The sequence below is a fragment of the Arthrobacter sp. ISL-72 genome, from assembly GCF_018613755.1.
Classification (GTDB): domain Bacteria; phylum Actinomycetota; class Actinomycetes; order Actinomycetales; family Micrococcaceae; genus Arthrobacter.
Window position 1 is genome coordinate 251979 of the sequence record NZ_JAGGPP010000006.1, and the last position, 24398, is coordinate 276376.

Sequence of the window (24398 nt, forward strand, 5' to 3'; positions counted from 1 at the left end):
GGGCTAGCGCCGGTTATTGATGCGGGCGGCCTCTTCGGCCAGCTGCACCAGCTGGCGCGCCGAATGGTCCCAGCTGAATTCCGCCGCCCGTTCCGCGGAACGCCGTGACTGTGCCTGCCACACTTCAGGTTCCTCAAGCTTGCGGACGGCCGCGGCAAACTCGGAGGGAGAATCCGGGTGCACATAGCTCACGGCGTCGTGCCCTACTTCCCGGAAAATGGGGGTGTCGCTGGCGATGACGGGCGTGCCGTGTGACATCGCCTCCACCAGCGGCAGGCCGTAGCCCTCCGCACGGGACAGACTGATCAGGGCAGTGGTGCGGGCCAGCAGCTCCTCGTACTCGGCGTCCGTGACACCGTTGTGGAAGACGACGTTGGCGCCCGGAGGGACCAACGCCTCCAGCTCGGCCCGGCGCTGCGGCGTGATGCGGCTCAGCAGGTGCAGTGTCATGTCGGGAAGTTCGGCCATGCCCAGGACCATGGTTTCCACGTTTTTGTACGGCATGAAGGAGCCCATGTACAACAAGGTCCTGTCCGCGCCCGCTTCGGGGTCCCGCGGCGTGTGTCCGTGCTGCGGTGCGTTGCCGACGATCCGCACGGGCCGTTTGGTGAGCCTGTACTTGGCGATCAGCGCCTCGGTGGTGTGGCTGATCGTGGCCACGACGTCCGCCCGGTTCAGGAGCATCCGCTGCGGCCAGTAGGCCTTGTGGTAAAGGCGCCACAGCAGCCTTACCGGTGCGGGCAGGAAGCCCGGCGGCGCCGGGTGCTCGTAGTAGATGAGATCGTGAAGGGTCAGCACCAGCCCGTATTTGCGGCCGAACGTTCCCATGGTCTGCATCGGGCACACCACAACGTCGGCACCCAGTTTATTGACCTTGGCGGCCACGAACAGCTCGGCGGGGGAGAGCGGGCTGTTGATGAGCGTGTAGGGCACATCCGGGAGAAGGGCCAGCTGCCGGGGGTCGCTGATGAGCATCGACACGTCGGCGATCTTGGCCGTGGCGGCGATAAGGCTGGCACCGTACCTGCTGATGCCGTCGTGGTGGTCCAGGCGGGTGAAGCGGGCGTCGATAATGATTTTCACGCGGGATGGTCCTTCAGGAAGCGTCTGATGAAATCGGCTGCCAGTTCGGGGGTCTCGTAATGGATCAGGTGCCCGACGCCGGGAATGACCTCGAGCGTGCCGTCCGGCAGCAGTGCCGCCAGTTTGTGCTGGTCCGGGAGCATCGCGATCTCGTCCTTCTCCCCGGCAATCAGCAGCACCGGCAGGGCCAGGTCCCGGGCCACTTCGGAAACGTTGCTGCCGACGGAAGCCTTGAAGGACGCCAGCAGGCTGTCCCGGTTGGCGAAGGCGGAGAAATAGGCGTTGTGCTGACCGTGGATGAAACGCAGCAGCTGCTTGTCCCGGGTCTTGGCCATGGCCATGCTCATGACCCTGACAATGAGCCGGCTGCGAAGCAGGGAAAGCCCCAGGGCCCGGGGGAGCCGGGCGGCGGCTTCGTAGTAGAGGATGGCCAGTTTCGTCATGATGCCCTTGGGGCCCTCGAGCGCCGGCGCGGCGATGGGGTTGATCAGGATGAGCGGGAAGACGGCGCCGGGGTTGGCCGCTACGAAGTGGCTGACAATGATGGATCCGAAGGAATGCCCCAGCAGGACGGTTTCGGGGCCCAGTCCCAAGGCCGCCATGAAGTCGCTGATGAACTGCCCGTAGCGCGTGACGCTGTGCTCACTGCCCGCAAAGGCATCGGAGCTGCCGAAGCCGGGGAGGTCGGGCATGATGAGCCGCATTTCGGGCAGCTGGTCGGCCACCCGGAGCAGGCCGTGGTGGTCGCCGCGGAAGCCGTGGACCACCAGGATGGTCCTGGTCTCAGCCGTGACCCGCACCGGCTCGTAGACCCAGTAGTCCACGTTGCAGCCCTGCAGGTCCACGTTGCCGGCCCGTGTCCTGGCGTCGAGCTGCCCGCTGAAGAGAGGCGGAGCCTGCGCGGGCCCCGTAACAACTTGTTCCATGGGTTGATTCCTAATTGACGTGGTCCGGGTGGGATCCGGTGCGGCGGCCGCGCTCGAGGGAGGCCAGGGCGGCCATATCTGTGTCGCTCAATGTGAAGCCGAAGACGTCCAGGTTCTGCCGGAGGCGGGCGTAGGAGCTCGCCTTCGGGATGACGATGTTGCCCAGCTGCAGGTGCCATCTCAGGATGATCTGGGCGGCGGTCCGGTGGTGCTCGGCAGCGAGCGCCAGTACCACCGGATCCTCCAGCACGTGGCCCCGGCCCAGCGGGCTCCAGGCCTCGGTGCGGATGCCAAGCCGGGCGTGCATCTCCCGGAGCTCGTCCTGCTGAAGCCAGGGGTGGAGTTCCACCTGGTTCACGGCCGGGACCACTTCGGCGCCGTCCAGCAGGCGTTCGAGGTGGGCGGGCTGGAAATTCGACACGCCGATGGCGCGGATCCTGCCCTCGCGGTAGAGGGTTTCCATGGCCCGGTAGCTTTCGGTGAAGAGCCCGCGCCTGGCACAGGGCCAGTGGATGAGGTACAGGTCAATGTATTCCATGCCCAGATTGGACATGGACGTGGCGAAGGCCCGCATGGTGGCATCGTAGCCGTGGTCGTCGTTCCACACTTTGGTGGTGACGAAGAGGTCTTCGCGGGAAAGCGGCGGGGCTGCTTCGCCGGAACCGCCGCCGGGTCCGCCGCCCGCATAGCCGGACAACGCGCCGATGGCCTTTCCCACCCCGGTTTCGTTTCCGTACATCGCCGCCGTGTCGAAGTGCCGGTAGCCGGCTTCAAGGGCCATGGTCACAAGGCCGGCTGCGTCGGCCGGAGGAACCTTGTAGAGCCCGAAGCCCAGCTGGTCGATCAGCACACCGTTGTTGAGGCTAAGCCGGGGCGAGGTTTTCATAGCACTGACTCTACCGACTCTGCCCCGTCCCCTCTTCGGGGACAGGCCGGAGCGGGAGGCCGAGTGCAGGCCGGCAGGGCGGTTGCGGCGGGCTTCAGGAGAGCCCGTCGAAATCGACCAGCCGGCGCGCGGTGGCCTCATCCAGGATGAGGTCCGTGGCCAGTCCCGCGGCGAGCGCGCCGCGCAGTCCGTTGATCTTGGAGGCCCCGGACACCACACAGATCCTGCGGCGGACCAGCCGCAGCTGTGCCAGGGCCGGACCCGTGGATCTTTCGTTGAGTGTGATGCCGTCCGAGGAACCGTCGCCGCGGAAGAACACTGTGGCGACGTCGCCCACCACATCCGAGCTGGCCAAAATGCTCAGGTCGTTTTCGTCGAGGTAGCCGCCGGCATAGACATGGCTGGGATAGTCGGCGTCCACCGACCCGACGCCGAAGATCGCAATGCTCATGCGGGACTGGAGTTCGAGGATCCGCTGGACGCTGCGTTCATTCCACATGGCCGTTTTGGTGGCCGCATGGTCGAAGAAAGCCGGAACCGGAAACTGCTCAACACGCGCACCGTACGCACTGCCGAACCGGCGCATGATGTCGCTGGCGTAAGTGATGCCCGTGGTCTGCATGTTTCCCGCGCCGTTGAGCTGGACGATCACGCTGTCGTGGGTGATCTTGCGGGTGAGGTGCCGGCTGACGGCGCTGAGCGTGGATCCCCAGGCGACGCCAATGATGGCGTTGGAGTCAACCAGGGGTCCGATGGTGCGTGCAGCCTGCATGGCCACTCTGTCAAGGGTTTCCGCTTCATTGAGGGTGTCCACGACCGGTACGACGTGGACATCCACCCTGTATTGGGCGCGGATCATGTGTTCGAGTTCGGGCCCGGTATCGAGCGGATTGCGGATCTGGATCTGCACCAGCCCGCTCTCCCGGGCAGCCGAAAGAAGCCGGGAAACCGTGGATCTTGAGGTCCGCAGCTCCCTGGCTATGGCGTCCATGGTGAGGTCCTGCAGGTAATACAGTTGTGCAGCCCTGAGGGCTTCTGAGTGGCGTGAGCGCGGCATTCTTCTTCCGTTCTGCACGTTTGTGCATAGTGCTTGACTCCATTTTCCATTACTCCAAACAATAGTGATGAACGGCGCCGCGCTGTGATGCGCGCCGCACAGGACCAACCCCCAAGGGAGCAGATTTGGGAACCCACGATTCATCCCGCCATCCGACCCATAGCCTTCAGCGTGATTCGGTACAGAGGCTGCGCCAGCGGCCCCGCGCCCAGGTCCTGATCATTGGCGGCGGCATCAACGGAGTAGGCACATTCCGGGATCTGGCACTGCAGGGTGTGGATGTGACGCTGGTCGAACGGGGTGACTACTGCCAGGGTGCCAGCGGTGCATCGTCGCACATGATCCACGGTGGAATCCGGTACCTGGAGAACGGTGAGTTCCGCCTGGTCCAGGAGTCCGTCGTCGAACGCAACCGGCTACTGCGCATCGCCCCCCACTACGTCAAACCGCTCCAGACCACTATCCCCATCTTCAGCACCTTCTCGGGTGTCCTTTCCGCGCCGCTGCGGTTCCTGACCCACAAGCAGCAGGGCAAGCCGAAGGAACGCGGTGCTTTCCTGATCAAGCTGGGCCTGAGCATGTACGATTTCTTCTCCCGTGACGGCGGCACGGTGCCGCGCCACCAGTTCCGCGGCCGGAAGCGCGCCCTCGCCGAGCTTCCGCGGCTGCACCCAGGCATCAAATACGCAGCCACCTACTTCGACGCCTCGGTCCATAACCCCGAGCGGCTCACCCTGGATGTGCTGCAGGACGGCGAGAAGGCCGGAATGAGCGGCCCCAGCGATGCGCGGGCCAGCAACTACCTTTCGCTGGTATCGATGGGCGAAGGTGCAGGCAGCGCAACCGGCGGCAGCACCGTCCAGCTACGCGATGAACTCACCGGCGAGGTGTTCGACTTCACCGCTGACGTCATCGTCAACACCACCGGCGCTTGGGTGGACCTGACCAACCGGGCCATGGGGGCCGCGTCCGCTTTCATGGGCGGCACCAAAGGCTCGCACGTCGTGCTGGACCACCCGGAGCTCCTCAAAGCCTGCAGCGGCCGTGAAATCTTTTTTGAACACACTGACGGACGGATCGTCCTCATCTATCCGATGGGTGACCGCGTCCTGGTGGGCACCACGGACGTAGAGGCGGACATGGCCGAGGACGCCGTCTGCACGGACGCCGAGATTGACTACTTCTTCGACCTGATCGGCCACGTCTTCCCGCAGATCGCCGTCAACCGGGACCAAATTGTGTACACCTTCTCCGGGGTGCGGCCGCTGCCGAAGCATGACGCGACGCAGCCGGGCTTCGTCAGCCGGGATTACCGGATTGAGCGCCGTCCCGCGGCGGCCGGCGGCCCGGGAACGGGAGCCGGCAGCGCCGCCGTCGTACTCAGCCTGGTGGGCGGCAAATGGACCACTTTCCGGGCGCTGGCCGAACACCTGACAAACGATGTGCTCAAGGAACTGGGCCTGGAGCGGAAAGTCTCGACGGCGAAACTCGCCATCGGCGGCGGCGCCGGTTTCCCGGACAGCCAGGCCGGCGTTGAGCAGTGGATCAAGGCGCACATGTCCGCCGGCCGCGACGCCGACCGGATCTCCGGTCTGCTGACCCGCTACGGAACCCGCGCCGAAGAGGTTCTTGGCTTCCTCGACGCAGGCCCGGACAGGCTGCTGCGTTCCACCCGCGAACTCAGTGTCCGCGAGCTTGAATTCATGGCGCAAAGGGAGCAGGTCGGGCACCTTGTCGACGTCCTCATCCGCCGCACATCACTGGCCTTCCGCGGCCTGGTGACCGGTGAACTCCTTAATGAGGCGGCGGATGTGCTTGCCGGTCCGCTGGGCTGGAACGCCGCCGCCAAGGCCGCCGAAATCCACTACGCGCAGGAGGTGCTGGAGCGCTTCCACCGCGTCCAGGTCCACAGCCTGGTCGCGTAAAAGGCTTGTGTGCCCCGGCGGGAGCCCGGGCGCAAGGGCTGCGCGGTTTGCCAAGGAGCAGCCGGCGCAGCAGCCGACCGGCATCGCACCATAGGTGCCGGCCCCACGGCCCTTCAAATTCGCGAAGGGCCGAAAACAGAAAATAGAGGAGTCAAAGATGTCTCTTGGAATTGTTTTTCTTTCCGAAGTATTCGGAACCGCAATGCTGACCCTGCTGGGTTGCGGCGTTGTGGCCAACGTCGCGCTCAAAGGCACCAAGGGCAACAACGGCGGATTCCTGATGGTCACGTGGGGATGGGGCATCGCGGTCTTCTCCGGTGTCTATGTGGCCGCCCAGTCGGGCGCACATTTGAACCCCGCCGTCACCCTGGGCCTGCTGGTCAACGGCAAGACGGAATATGCTCCCGGCGTGAGTGTCGATTTCGCGTCCACGCTCACCTACTTCGGCGGCGAATTCCTCGGCGCGTTCCTGGGCGCCGTCGTGATGTGGCTGGCCCACAAGCAGCACTTTGATGTCGAACCGGAACCTGCCAGCAAGCTGGCTGTCTTTTCCACCGGTCCTGCCATCCGCTCCACGCCGTGGAACCTGATCACCGAGATCATCGGCACGTTCGTGCTGGTCTTCGTCATCCTGACGTTCGGCGGCACCCCTTCCGGCCTGGGCCCGCTCGCGGTGGCCCTGCTGGTTGTCGGCATCGGCGTATCGCTCGGCGGGCCTACCGGCTACGCCATCAACCCTGCCCGTGACCTCGGCCCCCGCATCGCCCACGCACTGCTCCCCATCAAGGGCAAGGGCTCCAGCGACTGGAGCTACTCCTGGGTCCCGGTTGTCGGCCCGCTGGTTGGCGGAACCCTGGCCGGCGCTGTTGCAGCAGTGGTGCCGATCATTGCCAACGCCGCCTCCTGATCCCGGCCGCCCGTCACCTCAGCAAACACTCAGACACCCACACAAGAGACAACAGACAAGGACGTCAACATGAACCAGTACGTAATCGCCATCGACCAGGGCACCACCAGCACGCGGGCGATCGTCTTCGACCACAGCGGCAGCATCGTCTCCTCAGGCCAGATGGAACACGAGCAGATCTTCCCGCAGGCCGGCTGGGTGGAGCACGACCCCGCCGAAATCTGGGACAACACCCGGGAAGTCATTGCCTCTGCCCTGTCCAAGGCGAACCTGACCCGTCACGACATTGCCGCCGTCGGCATCACCAACCAGCGCGAAACAGCCGTCGTCTGGGACAAGACCACGGGCAAGGCCATCTACAACGCCATCGTCTGGCAGGACACCCGGACCCAGAGCATCGTGGATGAACTGGCCAGGGACGGCGGCCCGGAGCGTTTCAAGCAGAAGGTGGGCCTCCCGCTGGCCACCTACTTCTCCGGCACCAAGATCAAATGGATCCTGGACAACGTGGAGGGTGCACGCGCCAAAGCGGAAGCCGGTGACCTGGTCTTCGGCAACACCGACTGCTGGGTGCTGTGGAACCTCACCGGCGGGGTGGACGGCGGCGTCCACGTCACCGACGTCACCAACGCCTCCCGCACCATGTTCATGGACCTGGAGACTCTGTCCTGGGACCAGGACATCCTGGACGCCTTCGGGGTCCCGGCCTCCATGATGCCCGCCATCAGGTCCTCCTCCGAGGTCTACGGCACCGTCCACACCTCGCAGCTGCTGCGGGAAACGCCGGTTTCGGGCATCCTCGGAGACCAGCAGGCGGCCACGTTCGGCCAGGCGGCGTTCGAGGCCGGGGAAGCCAAGAACACCTACGGAACGGGCTGCTTCCTGATCTTCAACACCGGCGAGGAAATCGTCCACTCGAAGAACGGGCTCCTCACCACCGTCGGCTACAAGCTGGGGGATGAGGCCACGCACTATGCGCTGGAGGGATCCATCGCGGTCACCGGATCCCTCATCCAGTGGCTGCGGGACAACCTCGGCATGATCAGCAGCGCCCCGGAGGTGGAGACGCTCGCGGCGGCGGTCAAGGACAACGGCGGCGTCTACATCGTGCCCGCGTTCTCGGGATTGTTCGCGCCGTACTGGCGCTCCGATGCCCGCGGCGCAATTGTGGGCCTGACCCGGTTCGTGAACAAGAACCACATTGCCCGCGCGGCGCTGGAAGCCACCGCTTTCCAGACCCGAGAGGTGCTTGACGCCGTCAACGCCGACTCCGGCGTTCCGCTGACGGAGTTGAAGGTCGACGGCGGCATGGTCGCCAATGACGCACTGATGCAGTTCCAGGCAGACATCCTTGGTGTTCCGGTGATCCGCCCGAAGGTTGTGGAGACCACTGCCCTCGGTGCTGCCTACGCCGCCGGCCTGGCCGTCGGGTTCTGGAAGGACCTGGGGGAGTGCTCGGCCAACTGGTCCGAGGACAAGCGCTGGGAGCCGCAGCTGGACCAGGCTGAGCAGGACCGTCAGCTGCGCCTCTGGCGGAAGGCCGTCACGAAGTCCATGGACTGGGTCGACGAGGACGTGAGGTAGCCTGACCTGTCGATGATGGCAGCCGCACCTGCCCACCACACCCGGGCGAGGTGCGGCTGCCCATCAACTCATCCGTCAGCTATTTAGCCGCCCGTGGCGACTTACGTTCAGCCGGTGGTGCGCGTGCGCTAAAGTAGTTCTATGCGTGCGATCCTTCTGCTTAGCTAGCCGCCCGGTATCCCGGAACCAACTCGGATTACCGCGCGGCCGCCCCTCCATGTCGAGGGGCTTTTGTGTGTCTGGAGCCCTCCGGGGCCGGCAGCAGGGGATTAGGGGGCCGGGGCGGAACAGCAACGCCCGGGCCGTACGAAAAGCGGTACAGAACAGAAGAGGGCAGCAGTGAGCGTTCAGCCGGAGACAGAGACCGGAACAGCAGCAGTCGCGACGGATGGGCCCGAGGAGGGAACCTACAGTTTCGCCGCGATGGAGGCCAAGTGGCCGCAGGTGTGGGAAGACCTCAAGGTGTTCACCCCCAACGACGACGGCTCGCGTGAGCGCCGCTACGTGCTCGACATGTTCCCCTACCCCTCGGGCGACCTGCACATGGGCCACGCGGAAGCGTTTGCCATGGGCGACGTCGTCGCGCGTTACCTTCGGCAGAAGGGCTACGACGTCCTGCACCCGATCGGCTGGGACTCCTTCGGCCTGCCCGCGGAGAACGCCGCCATCAAGCGCAACGCGCACCCGAGCGAGTGGACCTACGCGAACATCGATACCCAGGCGGCGTCCTTCAAGCGATACGCGATCTCCGCCGACTGGTCGCGGCGCCTGCACACCTCGGACCCGGGGTACTACCGCTGGACCCAGTGGCTCTTTAAGCGCTTCTACGAGCGCGGCCTGGCGTACCGCAAGGATTCCCCGGTCAACTGGTGCCCCAAGGACCAGACGGTGCTGGCCAACGAGCAGGTGGTCAACGGGGCCTGCGAACGCTGCGGCACCGCCGTCACCAAGAAGTCCCTGAACCAGTGGTACTTCAAGATCACCGAGTACGCCGACCGGCTGCTGGATGACATGGACGAACTGCGCGGCCGCTGGCCCGAACGCGTCCTGGCCATGCAGAAGAACTGGATCGGCCGGTCCGAAGGCGCCCACGTCAACTTCGTCATCGAGGCCGATGGCGGCAAGCCCGCCAAGGACGTCACCGTCTTCACCACCCGCCCGGACACCCTGTACGGCGCTACCTTCTTCGTCGTCGCAGCCGATGCCCCGCTGGCCGTCGAACTGGTGACCGACGAGCACGCCGCTGCCCTGGACGCGTACCGCGAACAGGTCAAGGCACTGACCGAAATCGAACGTCAGTCCACGGAGCGGGAAAAGACCGGTGTCTTCACCGGCCGCTACGCCGTCAACCCGCTGAACGGCGAAAAGCTGCCGGTCTGGGCAGCGGACTACGTGCTGGCTGACTACGGCACCGGCGCCATCATGGCCGTCCCGGCGCATGACCAGCGCGACCTCGACTTCGCCAGGACCTTCGACCTGCCGGTCCGTGCGGTGCTGGATACCGGCGAGGATGATCCCGCGGTTTCCGGCAAGGCGACGGCGGGGGAGGGCACCCTGATCAACTCCGGCGCCCTGAACGGCCTGCCGAAGGCCGAGGCGATCCCGGCCGCCATTTCCATGCTGGAGAAGCAGGGCACAGGCGAAAAGTTCGTCAACTTCCGCCTCCGCGACTGGCTGCTCAGCCGCCAGCGGTTCTGGGGCACGCCCATCCCGATCATCCACTGCCCGGCCTGTGGCGAGGTTCCCGTTCCCGACGAGCAGCTGCCGGTCACTCTGCCGGCCGACCTGCGCGGTGAAGACCTGTCCCCGAAGGGCACGTCCCCGCTGGCCGCCGCCGAAGCCTGGGTCAACGTGGAGTGCCCCAACTGCCACGGGCCCGCCAAGCGCGACACCGACACCATGGACACGTTCGTTGATTCGTCCTGGTACTTCCTGCGGTTCGTCTCGCCGCAGTTCACCGAGGGTCCCTTCGACCCGGCGAAGATCAACGAGTGGATGCCTGTGGGGCAGTACGTGGGCGGCGTGGAGCACGCCATCCTGCACCTGCTGTACGCACGGTTCTTCACCAAGGTCATCCACGACCTGGGCATGATCGACGCCGACGAGCCGTTCAGCGCCCTGCTTAACCAGGGCCAGGTGCTCAACGGCGGCAAAGCCATGAGCAAGTCCTTGGGCAATGGTGTTGACCTCGGTGAGCAGCTGGACAAATACGGCGTCGACGCCGTTCGGCTCACCATGATCTTCGCCTCCCCGCCGGAAGACGATGTCGACTGGGCGGACGTTTCGCCGTCGGGCTCCGCGAAGTTCCTGGCCCGTGCCTGGCGGCTGGCGCAGGACGTCACCAGCGCTCCCGGCGCGGACGCCGCAGCGGGCGACCGTGCGCTCCGGTCCGTCACGCACCGCACCATTGCCGACGCCGCGGCGCTGCTGGACAACAACAAGTTCAACGTGGTGGTCGCCAAGCTGATGGAGCTGGTCAACGCAACCCGCAAAACTATCGACGCAGCCGCCGGCCCCGGCGCCGCTGATCCCGCCGTGCGTGAAGCGGCGGAAGCCATTGCCGTCATCCTGAGCCTCTTCGCGCCCTACACGGCCGAGGACATGTGGAACGTCCTGGGGCATCCCGCGTCGGTGGCGAACGCCGGGTGGCCGGCGCATGACGAAGCGCTGCTGGTGCAGGAAACCGTGACCGCCGTGGTCCAGGTCCAGGGCAAGGTCCGCGACCGCCTCGAAGTCTCTCCGGAGATTGGCGAGGACGAGCTGCGCGAACTGGCACTCGCTTCGGAGAACGTCCAGCGGGCCCTCGACGGACGCGGCATCCGCACGGTCATCGTGCGTGCCCCTAAACTGGTCAACATCGTCCCGGCCTAGCAGGGACACCGGCCGCCGGCCACACCGGCGGCCGGCTTGACGCTTGACCGGACACCAGGGGGACGCCGTGAACGACCGGGAGCCGGCCGGCTGGCCATGGCTGAGGGAGCAGCTCGAGCGCCTGCGGCAGTCTTCCCGAACGGGAGCTGCATCCGGTGCTGCCGTGGAGGCCACGGCGCCGTCCGCCGTCGTCCGCACCGCGGTGGTCACCGACTCCGCCGCCGCCCTGCCCGCTGACTGGGTGAAGGACTTCGCCGCGGACGGCCGGCTGACAGTGGTTCCCATGCCCGTGATGGTGGGCGAGGAGATCTACGGCGAGGGCGAAGACGACATCACTGACACCATCGCCGTGGCATTGGCCACCGGGCTGGCGGTGAAGACGTCCCGGCCCTCGCCCGGCCAGTTCGAGCAGGCGTACCTCGCTGCCCTGCGGCACGGGTTCGAAGCGGTGGTGTCCCTGCATATCTCAGGAGCCCTTTCCGGCACGGCCGACGCCGCCCGGCTGGCGGCATCCCGCGTGGGCATCCCCGTGGAAGTGGTCGATTCCAAATCCGTGGGCATGGCCCTGGGCATGGCAGTGCAAAGCGCCGTTGTGGCCGCCGCGGACGGGCGCGGGGCTGCGGAAGTGCGCGCCTTCGCCGAAGAGCGGCTGGCACGCACCAAAGTGTACTTTTACGTTCCCAGCCTGGAGCAGCTGCGCCGCGGCGGCCGCATTGGGGCGGCTGCCTCGATGTGGGGAACCATGTTCGCCATCAAGCCGATCCTTGCGGTGGATGGCGGGAAGATCGTTCCGCTGGAAAAGGTCAGGTCAGCGGCAAGGGCCGTCGCGCGCCTTGAGGAAATCGTCGTCTCCGACGCCGGCGCGCGGCCGGCCGGGCAGGCACGGCTGGCGGTCCACCACTTCGGCAACCCCGGCGAAGCAGCGGAACTCGCCGCCCGGCTGTCGGCCTCGCTCCCGGAGGTGCCCGCGGCGCAGATCAGTTCGCTGCCGGCGGTGCTCGCCGCACACGCCGGACTCGGGGTGCTTGCAGTGATCGTGGGCGAGAGCAGCACTCCGCGGACGGATGCGGCGCCGGCAGGCAGCTGAACCGGCTGCCGGGCGCAGGGCAGGGACCACTGGTTACCGGGCCGTGCTGGTAGTACAGTCTCCCCACCGACCAAGGAGGCTCCCATGTCAATGCAGGTCCACCACGTTGCACAGTTCGACAAGGACGTGTCGGAAGAAGTGACGCAGTGGTTGAAGTATCTCAAGGGCCAGGTGACGCACGTCCAGTTCCTCACCACGACAGTTCCCGACCCCAAAGCCCCGGAGAGCTGGCGCGTCCAGTACGAGGCCTACATCACCTACCAGAAATAGCCTGCCACTGCAGACTGCGGGCGCTGCAGATAGCCAGCGTGCTCCGGCTTTCCACATACGGCGACTCCGCCTGTCTGTTCTCCGTTGGTTCTCCTAGCGTGGGGGTATGTCACGCCGGAACGCCGAAGCGCGCAGGCCCGCCGGAGCCACCAGCGCACGGCGGCGCCTGACGGCCTCCCTGGGAGATTCGGGAAACGGCCAAGCGGGTGACGATCCGGTGAACGGCAACGTAAACCTGCCGGGCCTTTTGGCGCAGGGCACCGGAGCTGCCGGCCGGGAGCCGTTCATGTACGACGGCGGGTCAAAGTACGACGGCGGGCCTAACGACGACGGCGCGGCGCAACGGGCAGGGGGATCGGCCGAGGCATTCGCGGGTGGCGGGATGCACGGACCCACGAAGCTCAGGTGGCGTACCGGGGTTCGGGTCGCGGTACTGCTGGGCATGCTGAGTCTTCTGCTGGGCGGCTGGTTCTGGTGGGACGTCGCCAGCAGCCGTCCGCACGTGGTCCCGCTAAGCGATGTCAGCACTCCGGAGGCCAGCGGAAGGGTGGAAGAGGACGGTTCCTCCTCGTCGGGCGGGCAGGCCCCGGGCGCTGCATCCGGCGCGAAGATCGTGGTCCACGTGGCGGGGGCGGTGAACAAGGCCGGCGTTGTGGAGCTGCCGGAAGGCAGCCGGATCCATGAGGCGATCGGCGCGGCGGGTGGAGGCGCTCCCGGGGCGGACCTGAACCGGCTGAACCTTGCCGCGGTCCTCGCCGACGGCCAGAAGATCCACGTTCCGCAGCTTGGCGAGCCTGTGGATGGCCCCGGCGCGGAACCTGTCGACGGTGCAGGCGGTTCGGGCGGTGCCGGACAAGGCGGCGGACCAGACGGTGCCGGACCGGGCGGCACCGTCGACCTTAATTCAGCCACAGCGGAGGAACTGGGGGTACTGCCGCGAGTGGGTCCCGTCCTGGCCCAGCGCATCGTGGACTGGCGGAAGGAGCATGGACGGTTCAGCACTGTTGAGGAACTCGACGCCGTGGACGGCGTGGGCCCCAAGATGCTGGAGACGCTGCTGCCACTCGTGCGGGTTTCCTGAGATGGGCAGCCGCTGGCAGCGTTTTGTCGACGCCGCTGTAAGCGGGGACTCCCACGGCCTGCCTCCGGCTGGACCGGGGGACTCCAGGCCCGCGCGGCCCGCCCCATCGGCTGCCCGCTCGGCCGGGATCAGGAGCTTCGTGCCGCAAACAGCCGCCGGCCTGATGGGCTTCCTGGCGGCACTCCTCCTTCCGGATCAGGCCGAGAGTGCACAGGGAGCGCGGAAAGCCGCTACCACCGCAGCCGGGGACAGGCCCAGCCGCCGGACCGACCTGCGGCTGGCACCCTCTGCCCTCCTCGCCTGGGCGGCTGCTGTTGCAGGCGTCTGGCTGCCGTTGCCGGCACTGGGTGTCTTGATCGGGGCCCTGCTCCTAGGGGCAGCGGCGCTGGTTGCTGCGGGCCGCCGTCGCAGGTTCCACACGCCACCAGGTAGACAAGTGCACCGCACCTTCCTGACGACACTAACGATTGCTTTGCTGCTGGCCGCCGCCGTCGCGTCGCACTCCGCGGTGGCTGCGTCACAGAAGCACGACGGGCCCGTGGCAGACGCGGTAACGGCTCGTTCCGCCGTGGTGGTTCAGGGTGAGGTCTCCGGTCCACCGCGCCAGCTCAAAGCTCCGGGCCGTTCCGGGGCAGACCGTTGGGCGGTCCCGGCCACTGCGTCTGAGATCATCGCCAACGGCGCCCTGATCAGGGCCGACGCCCAGCTGCTGATACTGGGCGGCGGGGACTGGGGGCACGTGGTTCCCGGGCAGCGGATCCGTACCACCGGGAAGATGAGGCCGGCGGAAGAAGGCCAGGCACATGCGGCGATCCTCTCGGCGTCCACGGGTCCGGCAACCACTGTCGTGCCGTCACCTTGGCTGGAGGGGCCCGGTTCCCTGCGCAGGGAATTTGCTGCCGCGGCAGACTGGATCGGCGGTGACGCCCGCGGACTGCTTCCGGGTATGGTCACGGGGGACACCAGCCTCCTCGATGAACAGCTGGAGGCTGCCATGAAGACCGTCGGGATGACCCACTTGACGGCAGTGAGCGGCGCGAACTGCAGCCTAATCCTAGGTGCACTGTTGCTTGCCGCCCGCTCGCTGCGCCTGGCCAGGTTTCCGGCCGCAGCCGTCGCCCTCGCCGGCCTCGGCTTGTTCGTCCTCATGGTTGGGCCGGACGCCAGCGTCCTCAGGGCATCGCTGATGGGCGCGGTTGCTGTCGCGTCCCTGGCAGGCGGCCGGTCAGGCCGCGGATTAAGTTTCCTTTGCCTGGCCGTGATCGCCCTGCTGCTCGCCGAGCCGGAACTGGGCGTCAGCTTCGGGTTCCTGCTCTCGGTCCTCGCCACGCTGGGGATTATTGTGCTGGGCCGGTCCGTAATGGCTTGGTTTCCCTCGAGCGTGCCACGCTGGCTGGCGGCAGCTGTTGCCGTTCCCCTGTCAGCCCAGCTGCTGTGCGGTCCTGTCATCGTGGTGCTGCAGCCACAGTTCTCCACCTACTCGCTGCTGGCCAACGTCCTCGTTGCCCCGCTCGTAGCGCCCGTGACCATCCTAGGCACGGCTGCCGTGGCGCTGCTGCCCCTCGTGCCTTGGCTGTCGGCGGTGCTGATCGGCGTGGCGGGCTTCTTTGCAGGCGTGGTGGCGGCCGTCGCCAGGTTCACTGCCGGTCTGCCCGGTGCCGCGCCGCCCTGGCCCGAGGGCGTGTTTGGGTTGCTGACCATGCTGCTGTTCTCCGTTGTGACATTGCTGTCCGTGTGGATGGCCGCCCATCCCGCCGGCACCATCAAACTGGTTCTCGCCGCGCACGCCCGTACAGCCCGGTTCCTTGACCGGCTACCGGAGGCGGAGTTCCGCCCCGTGCGCTTCCGGGGCCAGGGGAGACTTAGAGTCTGCGATCTCCGGTTTGGGGCCGCCTCACGCGGGGTGCCTACCCCGGCAAACGAGGAGACTGAGAGAGTGTCCGCTTGCCGATCCTTATCCGGACCCACGCTGCAGCGAATCGGTCCCGTTCAGCGTTCCGGCATACGCGACACCTAAACCGCCATTCTGAACCGTGAAAAAACCCGCCATTCTCGGTTACAGTCATACCCAATATCCATGCCCGCACCATACCGAAAAGCTGCCCCTGTGACAGGTGCTCGTGACGGGAGTTGTGGGATAACTTACGGGACGCCCATGTGACGCGGCATTCCGCTTATTAGAACGTCGTCTGGACGGAATTTCCGAAGTCGTCTGCACAACTCCCGGGCGACGCGATGATGGGCTCGAGCGTTTCCCTTTGGGCACGGTTCCATACCGCGGTTCCTTAGGACATCGGCGTCGAATTTCGGATCAAGATCCAGGTGTTTGTTGCAGCCTGACGCTCAAAACGTCACTGTGGTGACCAGGGCCTCGATCAGGGCAAGGCCACGGCCTGACTCGGAGTCGTCGTCGGACACGCTTAGCCCGGGCGGGGAGGCGAAGGGTTCCTTGGCGTTGAAGGCGCTCACGCGGGCCACTAGGCGGGTGGGCCATACACTAGTCTCTACGCCCAGCTCTACGGGAACTTCGCCGACGGGTTCGGTGTGCTGTCCGATGTTGGAGGCCGCTTCGATCACTGCCGTTGTGATTGTCATGCGGTCCATCTCGGGGACGAAGCCAGCGTCCTCCCACAGCGAGTCCAGTTCTGTGTGTACGGCCTCGATGGCTTCCGGGACGGACGCACCCCGGTAGTGGCGACGGTCCAGCATCTCAGTCATGGCCAAACGCTGCTTCCGCGGTGGGGTAGGGCGTGAGCACCCAGCCCATGTTGGTCAGCTCAAGGACCATCCTGACCTGGGGTTGCACGCCGGAAATACGAAGGTCGCCGCCGGCCTGGCGGGCGGCCTTGGGGCAGCCGATGAGGGCGCCGAGCCCGGAGGAATCTATGAACATCGTCTCCTCGAGGTTGACTACCACCCTGTTTGAGCCGGGGGCCACCACTTCGGCTACCACTTCGCGCAGCTTTGGGGCGGCCATCATATTCAGTCGACCCGAGCCTTTGACCTCCGTGTAGGAGTCCTTCAACTCGTAGTTGAACTGCATCGGTTCCTCTCTTCCGGGACAAACCCTTTTACCTGACGGCCCCTGAACAGGACGCTCATGAGCCACCATCGTTTTGGATGCTGTTCGTTTCGGTGGCCACGAATCGGCAGGGCGATCCACAGGCCTGCCAGTTCTGGGAGCCTAGCCAGCGCCCTGCAACATAATTCAGTTCCTCTGGGCCTGTCCAGCCGTAGCGCCCCCCGAAGCCACGCCCGGGTTGACCTCTTTGCCTGTGGCCGTCTCGAGGATCAGTCCATGTGCCGGCACATACCAGAACAGGCCACCCGGGCTTAATCCACCGCCGAAATAGGTGCGGTCCCCGTATGAGGAGTCGACCGATGACAGAACGGAGCCGTCAGCGGCCTCGAAGGCGATCCGGTCAGGCGCCGCCCCCACTGCCCAGATGTCTTCGCTGACATCGAGCACGCCTGCGCCGCGCTGTGCGGGACGCGGATCTTCGTCGGCGGCCCACCGCCATACCCAGACCTCTTCACTTGCGCTACTACCCGCCAAGTCCATGGCGGTTGCGTAATAAACGGTGACGTCGTCCACGGCGGCGAGGACCACGGTGCGCTCCGGTGAAACCTGAATGCGTGCGCGGGCGAGCACTTCGCCTGTGCTTGGTTGCACCACGACGATGTCTCCCCGGTGCCCGTCCGTCGTCTCGACCCACGAGACGACGTCGTGGCTCGGGTTTCCCACTATGTCGCGGAACTCACCCCAGTACCTGCCCACCTTGGTGGCGTTGGGCTCCCGCCATGGCTGCTGCCCGATCTCCTTCGTATCGTGCTCCCAGCTCTGCCAAACGATTTTCGACGTGTCGGCGTCGACGTACACGACACCCGTCTCAGCCTCCGTGAACGACGCGACTCGAAGAGGCGACGGCCATCTGCTTTCCCCCGCGTACGGGATTCCTGCATTCGTGTAGTACTGCACATCAGGGCCCCACGCCTGGCGCGGTGGAGCGGATGATATGAGTCCCGAAGACTGCGGCGAGGGAGGGATGAACCGGGGGCCGAGTGATTCGCATTCGGCGTCTCATACGTGCACGCACTCAGCAGGAGTGTCATCACCATGCCGACGATGAACGCCGCTACCCGCTTACGCCCAGGTTCGATGAGCGCAGACGCCGCCCCGCTTTTCAGATACCCGAGGCCTCCTCACATCACGGCCATTTTCCCACCCAGTCGACGCCGCGTCGAGGTGTCCCGGGGCGGACTGCGATCCGCTGACCGGAATGCACATCCGCACCTCTGCGTACTGCCTGCGGAACCGGTCCATCTGGACGTGAAGAAGCTGGGCCGTATTCTGGACGACGGCCGCTGGCGGGGCAGGGCGCAGCACTGCTGGTAGAGGTGTGACGACGTCCTGACGGGCGGGATCGCCTGTTCTTGAATCCAGCGGGGCCGTGACAGATCACGGGCAACTGCTGGAGACGGTTCCTCCGATCGGTGCTGAGTCAGGGGGTTAACGCCTCGCTTGCGCCCGTTCTCCCGCGCAGGCTGCGCCAGATGATGATGGTGATAAGCGCCCCGGCGACGGCGCATGCTCCGGTAATCAGGGCCTGGCTCTGCTGCTGGTTTTCCGCTCGGTAGGTTTTGGCCTGCCGGGCAAGACGGTCCAGCCGGGCCTGGCCGGACGCCACCGCCCCGGCGGCCTGTTCCTTGCCCGACGCGAGCCTGCTCGTGGCCTGGTTTTTCAGGGCGCCGGCTTTCTTCTTGGCCTGTGCCTTGACGTCCAGTTTCGCGGTGAGGGCTTCGACGGTTTCGCCGAGCTCTTCGCGGGTCTGTTCGATGTCATGCTTGATGTCTTCGATCCCGGCGTCCTTGGACGGTTCCGGGTTGGGAGGGGTGACGGAGGTGCTCATTGATGTCTGTGCTCCTTGACCTCTTGAATGTCACGCTTGATACTGTCGAGGGCGGCTTCCGGCGCCGGCGGGCCCACCTGTTTGACTTCCTTCCTGCCGATCAGCGCCGCGATCCCGGCGGCGACCAGCAGCACCACGGAAACGATCAGGGCACTGACCCAGGCGGGAAGGACCAGGGAGAGGGCCAGAATCGCCGTCGTGATCAGGCCCGCGACACCAAAGAATGCCAGAAGCCCGGCGCCGCCGAAAAGACCGGCCCCGCGCCCGGCGTGCCGGCCCTTCTCCTTCAGCTCGGCCTGGGCAAGCCGCAACTCGTCACGGACCAGCCGCGAGGTCTGCCGGGACAGCTCGGTGATCAGCTCCGCGACCGGACGGTCATCGGAGGCGTTGGCTTTTCCCGCGTCATCCATCGGTATTCCTCACCGTGCGATTCGTTAGCCCTACCAGTGCTGGTGCTGCATAAGGTCGAATGTAGCTCTGATGGGCGCCGCTGTCACGGGGCGGGAAATGATCAGCCGGCTACGGGTTATGCCGCTGGGGCGTTTGGAGTAGTTTTGGAAGTCACCGGGGCGAAGGTGCCCACGGTGTCCGGCCCCTGTTGCACCCGAGGGATGTCATGGCTCACAAACCCACCAGCAAACCAGCGAAAATCCTGTACCGGCCGGTCGGGCTGGCCTCAGGCGTGATCGGCGGCGTCGTCGCCGGCCAGGTTTTTAAACAGGTATGGAAACACGCGGCCCCCGGGGACCGGGATGAAGCCCCCAAATCCCTCTCCACCGGCTACGCCTTAAAAGAAATCCTTATCGCCGCCGCCATCCAAGGCGCTATCTTCGCCGTGGTTAAGGCGGTCCTGGACCGCGGCGGCGCGCGGCTCTTCGAGCGCTGGACCGGAGAATGGCCCGGCGAGTGAACACCGGCTTTCCGCCAGGGCCCCAGACCGTAACAGGGCGGGTCACGCACCCAAATTGGTAGCCGGGGCTTCCCCGGAGCAGCCGCGTGGACCGGCCACGAAGGGCCTCCGAAGTCCTTCTTCGGCTCCCGGCCCAGTCTCAGTCCAGGATGGGCTGACTCCTGCAGATCACCGGCTTATTGGCCTGGGTGCCTGGAGCCTGCGTCCAAAACGCCCGTACAAGTCGCCGGTAAACTGATAAGTATGCTTGCTTTTAAGGGGGGTGGCGTGCCTACGCTGGTGGAGGAGAATCCGGCTTTGTCCCGATTGAGGATCCGTGGTTTCGCCCTACGCCTGAGGCTAGCAGGGAAGGAGCCAATCAGGTCCCCGGCGGGAGTGATGGAATCCCGTCCCTGGGCCGTGCTCTTCCTGGCCATCGCAGGCTGACGATCCGGTCAACCTAATGGGCGACCTGATGGGCGACGCTGAAATTGAACAAGCCATCCCACAATCCAGAATCCACCATTCTATTTCTAAGGAGTCATCATGATCACCAACGAACATATCGATGCCCTTCTCGGCGGCAGGGGAGATGTGCTGGGCACCGACGGGGAGAAGATCGGCGGCGTCGGGCAGGTCTACGCCGACGATGACACCGGTCAGCCGAAATGGGTCACCGTGAAGACCGGCCTGTTCGGCACCCGGGAGTCCTTCGTGCCGCTGGAAGGTGCCCGGATGCAGGGCGATGACCTCGTCGTGGCCTACAGCAAGGACCAGATCCAAGACGCCCCGGGCGTTGATCCCGACGGGCATCTGGACCCGGCCGAGGAAGACCGGCTCTACCGGCATTACCAACTCGGCGGCGGCCAGCGCACCTACACCGACGCCACGACCGGCACCCGCGATGAGACCATCGGCACCCGAAGCGATGCCATGGCCACCGACAGGGACACGGCGGCAGGGACCATGGCCAGGGACACCTCGGGTGGCACTGCCGATGATGCGATGACCCGCTCGGAGGAACGCCTGCGCGTCGGCACCGAGAAACAAGCTACCGGGCGGGCGCGGCTGCGCAAGTACATCACTACCGAAAATGTCACCCAGACCGTCCCGGTCAGCCGGGAGGAAGTCCGGATCGAACGCGAACCGATCACCGACGCCAACCGCGACGAGGCCCTGAGCGGCCCGGACCTCACCGAGAGCGAACACGAAGTGACCCTGCAGGAGGAACGCCCCGTCGTCGAGAAGGAAACCGTCCCCGTCGAACGGGTCCGCCTGGACAAGGAATCCGTCACCGATGAGGAAACCGTCAACGAAGAAGTCCGCAAGGAACAAATCGACACCGAGCGCACGGACGACACCCGCCGCTAGCCGTACTGAGCCAGGACGTGAAGACCTCTTAAGTTTGGTGGCTACCACGCACATCCAAAGACCGGGAGGTCTTCATGGCCCGGGTACCCGCGGCGCCGGTCCGACGCGTCATCACCGACAGCGCTCGGGCTCGATGGGCGGCGCCCCGGCCCCTCACTGCTGGTCAGGCTAAAGCCCGAGTCCCCCGAGTGTGTCGCCGAATCCGCCCGGAAGCTTGCCCAGCAGGTCCGCGGGGTTGATGCCGAGCTTGGACAGCAACCCGGCGTGCTGGTCGGTGTCGACCTGGTCCGGCAGTTCGGTTTCGGCTTGTGCGGCCTTGTCATTGTCGCCCTTGGACCTGAGGAACTCGAGGATCTGGGACTTATCGATCTGCATGGTCTTCTCCTTTGCCGGTTTTCCAGAACTGCTAAGTGCTCTTATTACCTTTCCGGAAAGAGGCCTCCTGAGCAAGTACGGGCCCGGCGTCCCTGCGGCATGACGTCGCCGCGCAGCACGGGTCCTCGCTCCTTTTGATCGGGGCCCAGCTTGTCCTGGCCGCTCTGCCTGCCTATCTCTAATTCGATAAAAAAATACTCACCGATATAGAGAATTCCTTATACTGACCCCTACTCATCTATCGACTGCACGTGTGGATTCCGACATGAACCCCTTCGCCCCCGGCTCAGGCCTCAAGCCCCCTGCGCTGGAGGGACGTGAAGCAGAAATAGAAGCGTTTGACCGCCTGATTGTCAGGACCAAGCGCCAAGCCGCCGAGCGGGGAATGCTCCTGTCCGGGCTCCGGGGTGTGGGAAAGACCGTTCTACTCAACAACTTCGCCGCTCAGGCAGAGCTGCACGACTGGTTCGTGTGCTGACAGAAGCCCAGCCCTCTCCGGACGGACGGAAGGCAACACGGCAAAAACTGGCCCGTGCGATAGAAGCCGGGACGAGAAGACTGCTTCGGCATCTTCATCGACGAAATGCAGGACCTGGACGACGAGCTTCTGGGGGCGCTGATTTCGGTCCAGCACCTGGCCGGACAGAAAGCCTGGCCGTTCTTCATCATCGGGGCAGGGCTGCCCAACCTGCCCGGAAAACTGAGTGCCACGAGGACATACTCCGAACGACTCTTTGACTACCGCACCATCGGAGCCCTCGACCACGCTTCGGCAGCTGACGCCATCAGCCTTCCCATGAACCGGCTGGGTGCGCACCTGGAGACAGATGCCCTTCGGGCCCTCGTCACCGCAGCAGACGGGCATCCCTTCTTCCTGCAGGCCTACGGCAAGGCCGTTTGGGACGTATCCTCCAGCAAAACCCACGACGAAGCCTCATCCACCGCCCAGGTCGCATCACGGCTTAGCCGGGCAGCGAACCAACTGACCGTCGCCCGATCCAGCCTCATCTCCAAAGGCCTCATCTAGGCCCCGGATCACGGAGCCGTCCGCTTCACCGTTCCCGGCATGTCCGGCTTCATCAGCCGCCAGTTCGACGAGTAACCGTTCGGGACTCACCGGAACCGTCCGCAACCCCTGCAGGCCGTTCCAGTTCCAAGGAAGTGGGACACCCTACTGCGACCAGAAAGAGTGTGCTGTAGGGGATCCCTTCATCGGGCACTTCACCGGACAGGTTTTAGGGGACATTGCGATGGCCATAGCGGCAACGGCGCAGGTGGCTGCTAAAGGCGTCCGCTGGGGGGACCGGTTCCGCTACAAACCAGCCAGCTCGTTGAAGAGATTTGTGAATCGCAGCTGTATTTGGCGTTGTTCTGTCAGCACTATGTGGCGGGTCCAGCTCATGCTCAGTGCTTTCCACGGCCGCGGCCATCGCGATCGCGGGTGTCCGGCAAGAGTGCCCCGTAGAAACGTAAATCGCGGGCCACGCGCCCCACCGACTGTTGTCCACGCCACAGCTCTCGGTCTACTCTACGTACTTACGCCACACCTCTCGTCTATTGGCAGCGAGAGCATCGATAACGTCGTACTTGGACCGGGCAGCCTCAACGACTCCAAGTGCCCGGCCAATTTCCTGACACCCCGCTCCAGCGGCGATTGACCCACGGATCGCCTCACCAAGGGCCTTGTCCATAGCCATTGAGGCGCGGCAACATTCGCGAAGATCTTCCAGCGGGTTTTGCCCCCAAGGGCCGCGCTGCCGGAGGCGAAGCCGGTCTCCGTGCCCTGATAGGCGAACTCGCCGAACCTGCGTCAACATGGCGGCTACACCTTCCCTTTGAGCCAATTTACTTCATCATAAGTCGCATGGACGGGCGGCGTGCCAGAGCACCAGATGCCGTTAACCCTGTCTCCCTCAAGGCACTTCTCATAGGAAACATCGAGACCAGTTCGGCGCGTTCGAACTTGAACCACAGGGATGAACGCCACGGCAGGGCGAAATTACAACCCGCCGTTCCAAGCTGTGAAAGGCCGCCATTCCCAGGGCGGTCAAAGCAAATCCTAGGCGACACAACCGTCCCGTTAGCCGGTCGAATGTGACACATAGCGGTGCATTGGGTCGCAGGAGAGCCGACACTGCTCGAGGGTACGGGCCCCTTCCGGGTGCCCGGAGCTCCCTGGATCACCTGAGGTGCGCCAGGTACTGTTCCGTTGGGTCCTGGGGTCCGGCGCGCGATCGGGGCCTTACCTGCTCCCCTTAGTCATACGGTTGATCTGCGCATCAATTCCACCGGCGTCGCGCACAATCTCCGTATAGATCCGACCCGAGCGGAATCTGCCGTCTGTGACCTGAAAGATGTTGACCCCCACGAACTCCAGGAGCGTGCAATCCCGGCGTGTTCCACGCATCCTCCACTCCATCCAAACATAATCGCCGTCCGCCACAGTCCGGGATATGTTCGCAGTGGGATCAGGCAGGTCGCTAAAAAGCATGCTGAAATTTCGCCGGACCGAGTCCTGCCCCTGCACGGATTCCCCGCGGCGTGCGGGCGTTTCGTCAACATACGCGGCGTCGAAGCAATTCACGGCCGCTTCCAGGTCATCCGCTGACAGGGACGTGATCCACCGTTGCGCCACCGCCTCCGGATCGCTACTCATGCACTCAATCGTGGAGGTTCACAAAAAAGTTGGCAACATAACGCGCGGCGCTTTTCACCGGCCGAGCCGCCTGAACATCCGGAACCTGGCGGAAGGAGGCAACACCGCTCCCGCGGCGCTATGGCAGTTGGATTAGACCGGCATTGGTGGGGCGGAAACCGCACGAATCGAAGTAGAAACTCTCCGGATGATCGTCGAAGTCAACATGAAGCCATTCGCAGCCCGCCTCCCTTGATTGCTCGGTGGCTACTGAGAGGAGTTTTTTCCCGATGCCCTGCCGCCGCGCACTGCGTGCCGCCAGTGTGTCTTCGATGAACGCGTGCACTTGACCGTCCTAGATCACGTTGACGAAGCCCACGAGGCCTTGGTCGTCGCGCGCTGTGACCCACCCCAGACTCAGCCGCGAGAGAACATCAGTCCAATCGACTTCAACCAATGCATGATCAAAGCCTTCTGCGTGCAGTTCGTTGATTTCTTCATTCCGAACCATTCCGCGCCATTCAAATGCGATCGTCATGCT

24 protein-coding genes and 2 pseudogenes are annotated in these 24398 nt (G+C 65.1%); 13 read left to right on the forward strand and 13 right to left on the reverse strand.

Features of this window, described 5'->3' with window-relative positions:
- Positions 1–3: 3 nt before the first annotated feature.
- From J7I92_RS06535 to J7I92_RS06550, 4 genes are all read right to left on the reverse strand, one after another.
- The gene (locus J7I92_RS06535) at positions 4–1083 is read right to left on the reverse strand and encodes a glycosyltransferase family 1 protein (RefSeq protein WP_214838682.1); all 1080 of its coding nucleotides are present in this window, start codon (positions 1081–1083) and stop codon (positions 4–6) included.
- On the reverse strand, positions 1080–2009 hold the full coding sequence (locus J7I92_RS06540; protein WP_214838684.1) for an alpha/beta fold hydrolase: 930 nt from the start codon (positions 2007–2009) through the stop codon (positions 1080–1082). The genes J7I92_RS06535 and J7I92_RS06540 overlap by 4 nt, the downstream gene beginning before the upstream one ends.
- A 10-nt stretch (positions 2010–2019) precedes the next feature.
- Positions 2020–2895, reverse strand: a complete 876-nt coding sequence (locus J7I92_RS06545; protein ID WP_214838685.1) for an aldo/keto reductase — start codon at positions 2893–2895, stop codon at positions 2020–2022.
- A 94-nt stretch (positions 2896–2989) separates the two neighbouring features.
- Positions 2990–3952, reverse strand: a complete 963-nt coding sequence (locus J7I92_RS06550; RefSeq protein ID WP_214838686.1) for a sugar-binding transcriptional regulator — start codon at positions 3950–3952, stop codon at positions 2990–2992.
- 125 nt (positions 3953–4077) lie between these two features.
- Between J7I92_RS06550 and J7I92_RS06555 the strand changes: the two genes are divergently transcribed.
- From J7I92_RS06555 to J7I92_RS06590, 8 genes are all read left to right on the forward strand, one after another.
- Entirely contained in the window at positions 4078–5877 is a 1800-nt protein-coding gene (locus J7I92_RS06555; protein ID WP_214838687.1) for a glycerol-3-phosphate dehydrogenase/oxidase, read from the forward strand.
- A 157-nt stretch (positions 5878–6034) separates the two neighbouring features.
- A complete protein-coding gene (locus J7I92_RS06560) occupies positions 6035–6784 on the forward strand; it encodes an MIP/aquaporin family protein (RefSeq protein WP_214838688.1) in 750 nt (249 codons plus the stop codon).
- 69 nt (positions 6785–6853) lie between these two features.
- Entirely contained in the window at positions 6854–8368 is a 1515-nt protein-coding gene (gene glpK, locus J7I92_RS06565) for a glycerol kinase GlpK (RefSeq protein ID WP_214838689.1), read from the forward strand.
- 339 nt (positions 8369–8707) lie between these two features.
- On the forward strand, positions 8708–11239 hold the full coding sequence (leuS, locus tag J7I92_RS06570) for a leucine--tRNA ligase (protein WP_214838691.1): 2532 nt from the start codon (positions 8708–8710) through the stop codon (positions 11237–11239).
- A 67-nt stretch (positions 11240–11306) separates the two neighbouring features.
- Complete coding sequence (locus J7I92_RS06575; RefSeq protein ID WP_214839073.1) at positions 11307–12326, forward strand: DegV family protein; 1020 nt, start codon at positions 11307–11309, stop codon at positions 12324–12326.
- Between the two features lie 84 nt (positions 12327–12410).
- The gene (locus J7I92_RS06580) at positions 12411–12596 is read left to right on the forward strand and encodes a hypothetical protein (RefSeq protein ID WP_214838693.1); all 186 of its coding nucleotides are present in this window, start codon (positions 12411–12413) and stop codon (positions 12594–12596) included.
- A 106-nt stretch (positions 12597–12702) separates the two neighbouring features.
- Positions 12703–13677, forward strand: a complete 975-nt coding sequence (locus tag J7I92_RS06585) for a helix-hairpin-helix domain-containing protein (RefSeq protein ID WP_214838694.1) — start codon at positions 12703–12705, stop codon at positions 13675–13677.
- 139 nt (positions 13678–13816) lie between these two features.
- Positions 13817–15694, forward strand: coding sequence for a ComEC/Rec2 family competence protein (locus J7I92_RS06590; RefSeq protein WP_311380179.1), 1878 nt, complete (start codon positions 13817–13819; stop codon positions 15692–15694).
- A gap of 326 nt (positions 15695–16020) precedes the next feature.
- On the opposite strand, the gene J7I92_RS06595 is transcribed toward J7I92_RS06590, so the two are convergent.
- The 3 genes from J7I92_RS06595 to J7I92_RS06605 form a co-directional block, all read right to left on the reverse strand.
- Positions 16021–16395, reverse strand: a complete 375-nt coding sequence (locus J7I92_RS06595) for an ATP-binding protein (RefSeq protein ID WP_251039533.1) — start codon at positions 16393–16395, stop codon at positions 16021–16023.
- Positions 16388–16720: an STAS domain-containing protein gene (locus J7I92_RS06600; RefSeq protein ID WP_214838698.1), complete on the reverse strand. Its 333-nt coding sequence runs from the start codon at positions 16718–16720 to the stop codon at positions 16388–16390. Before J7I92_RS06600 ends, J7I92_RS06595 begins: the two co-directional genes overlap by 8 nt.
- Positions 16721–16885: 165 nt before the next feature.
- Positions 16886–17557, reverse strand: a complete 672-nt coding sequence (locus J7I92_RS06605; RefSeq protein WP_214838700.1) for a hypothetical protein — start codon at positions 17555–17557, stop codon at positions 16886–16888.
- A gap of 379 nt (positions 17558–17936) precedes the next feature.
- On the opposite strand from J7I92_RS06605, the pseudogene J7I92_RS24520 reads away from it, so the two are divergent.
- Positions 17937–18067, forward strand: a pseudogene (locus J7I92_RS24520) (IS481 family transposase); the annotation flags it as partial.
- Positions 18068–18179: 112 nt separating this feature from the next.
- On the opposite strand, the gene J7I92_RS06610 reads toward J7I92_RS24520, so the two are convergent.
- Positions 18180–18587, reverse strand: a complete 408-nt coding sequence (locus J7I92_RS06610; protein WP_214838702.1) for a DUF3618 domain-containing protein — start codon at positions 18585–18587, stop codon at positions 18180–18182.
- Positions 18584–18997 carry a phage holin family protein gene (locus J7I92_RS06615; RefSeq protein WP_214838704.1) on the reverse strand — a complete coding sequence of 138 codons (414 nt, stop codon included), beginning with the start codon at positions 18995–18997 and terminating at the stop codon, positions 18584–18586. Before J7I92_RS06615 ends, J7I92_RS06610 begins: the two co-directional genes overlap by 4 nt.
- 206 nt (positions 18998–19203) lie before the next feature.
- On the opposite strand from J7I92_RS06615, the gene J7I92_RS06620 reads away from it, so the two are divergent.
- Together J7I92_RS06620 and J7I92_RS06625 are read left to right on the forward strand one after the other, a co-directional pair.
- A complete protein-coding gene (locus J7I92_RS06620; protein WP_214838707.1) occupies positions 19204–19497 on the forward strand; it encodes a DUF4235 domain-containing protein in 294 nt (97 codons plus the stop codon).
- Positions 19498–20022: 525 nt separating this feature from the next.
- Positions 20023–20847: a DUF2382 domain-containing protein gene (locus J7I92_RS06625; protein WP_214838709.1), complete on the forward strand. Its 825-nt coding sequence runs from the start codon at positions 20023–20025 to the stop codon at positions 20845–20847.
- Positions 20848–21015: 168 nt separating this feature from the next.
- On the opposite strand, the gene J7I92_RS06630 is transcribed toward J7I92_RS06625, so the two are convergent.
- Positions 21016–21222: a hypothetical protein gene (locus J7I92_RS06630; RefSeq protein WP_214838711.1), complete on the reverse strand. Its 207-nt coding sequence runs from the start codon at positions 21220–21222 to the stop codon at positions 21016–21018.
- Between the two features lie 265 nt (positions 21223–21487).
- Between J7I92_RS06630 and J7I92_RS23755 the strand changes: the two genes are divergently transcribed.
- Together J7I92_RS23755 and J7I92_RS23760 are read left to right on the forward strand one after the other, a co-directional pair.
- The gene (locus tag J7I92_RS23755; RefSeq protein ID WP_251039534.1) at positions 21488–21700 is read left to right on the forward strand and encodes an ATP-binding protein; all 213 of its coding nucleotides are present in this window, start codon (positions 21488–21490) and stop codon (positions 21698–21700) included.
- A gap of 105 nt (positions 21701–21805) precedes the next feature.
- The gene (locus tag J7I92_RS23760; protein ID WP_251039535.1) at positions 21806–22249 is read left to right on the forward strand and encodes a hypothetical protein; all 444 of its coding nucleotides are present in this window, start codon (positions 21806–21808) and stop codon (positions 22247–22249) included.
- A gap of 1215 nt (positions 22250–23464) precedes the next feature.
- Here the strand turns inward: J7I92_RS23760 and J7I92_RS06640 are convergent.
- The 3 genes and pseudogenes from J7I92_RS06640 to J7I92_RS06650 form a co-directional block, all read right to left on the reverse strand.
- Complete coding sequence (locus J7I92_RS06640; RefSeq protein WP_214838713.1) at positions 23465–23878, reverse strand: nuclear transport factor 2 family protein; 414 nt, start codon at positions 23876–23878, stop codon at positions 23465–23467.
- A gap of 118 nt (positions 23879–23996) precedes the next feature.
- The gene (locus J7I92_RS06645; protein WP_214838715.1) at positions 23997–24203 is read right to left on the reverse strand and encodes an N-acetyltransferase; all 207 of its coding nucleotides are present in this window, start codon (positions 24201–24203) and stop codon (positions 23997–23999) included.
- 9 nt (positions 24204–24212) lie between these two features.
- Positions 24213–24398 (reverse strand): annotated as a pseudogene (locus J7I92_RS06650) (GNAT family N-acetyltransferase); the annotation flags it as partial.